The sequence below is a fragment of the Bartonella sp. TT110JLCBS genome, from assembly GCF_042193405.1.
In the GTDB taxonomy this organism is placed as follows: Bacteria; Pseudomonadota; Alphaproteobacteria; order Rhizobiales; family Rhizobiaceae; genus Bartonella.
Window position 1 is genome coordinate 1 of the sequence record NZ_JBHILT010000127.1, and the last position, 1071, is coordinate 1071.

At 41.5% G+C, this 1071-nt stretch carries 1 protein-coding gene; it reads left to right on the top strand.

Translation table 11 applies throughout. The features are described 5' to 3' along the window. A partial coding sequence (locus ACFILW_RS09950; RefSeq protein ID WP_375685754.1) for a dATP/dGTP diphosphohydrolase domain-containing protein occupies positions 1–995 on the top strand: 995 nt, incomplete at its 5' end. Positions 996–1071 lie beyond the last annotated feature (76 nt).

Genomic DNA, 1071 nt, shown 5'->3' on the forward strand with positions numbered 1-1071 from the left:
CCCATTGTCGAAAATTAGCAAGAGCTGCGGTGTTGATCACACCGGAGAAACTTTACAGCATTAAGGAGATAAAGATGGCTGTAGAAAAGAAATATGAATTCACGGATGAGACACGTGTTTTTGGTAATCACACACTTCATCGTATTAAAGCCTTAAGAGATTTTGGAGATGTGAAGGCTGGAGAGATTGGGGGGTATATCGAAAAAGAGAGCAACTTAAGTCATCATGGTGAATGTTGGGTTGCTCAGAAGGCTTGTGTTTTTGATAATGCCAAGGTTTATGAAAATGCATGGGTTTTTAATGGAGCCAATGTTTATGAAAACGCCCGTGTTTATGGCAATGCCCGTGTTGGTATAGATGCTTTTATTTATGGAGATAGTTATGTTTATGGCAATGCCCATATTTATGGCAGAGCTAGAGTTTATGAAAATGCTCGTGTTAGTGGGCATGCGCATGTTAGTGACCATGCCCGTGTTTATGGCAATGCCAAGGTTTGTGGCTATGTCTGTGTTAGTAATGATGCTTCGGTTTATGGCAATGCGCATGTGTATGGGAATGCTAAGGTTTGTGAAAATGCTCGTGTTTACGGAAATGCCAAGGTTTGTGGATATACCAAGGTTTGTGGCTATGGAGAGGTTAGCGATAACGACGAAGTTTACATGCGTAAACACGTTTCATATAGCACAAACGAAGCGCATAAGAATGATGATGGTAAGCCTCGTATAGAGCTTATACCGCCGTTGGCACTGATTGAAATCGGCAAAGTTTTAGAGTTTGGGGCAAAGAAGTACGGAGCAAACAATTGGCGTAATGGCATGCACTGGAGCAGGTTTCACGGTGCTGCTTTACGTCATTTATTAGCATGGTTTGGTGGAGAGCATAAGGATGCTGAGAGTGATTTATCACACTTGGCACATGCGGCTTGTTGCATTCTTTTTTTAATGGAATGCGAAGCACAACAGATTGGTCATGATGACCGCCCTCATAAAAATTAAAGGAGATAAAGATGAGTTCGAATGAAATTTTATGGATAGCAGTGGTTTCAGTTTTGCTCTTAAGCGGAGTGATGTT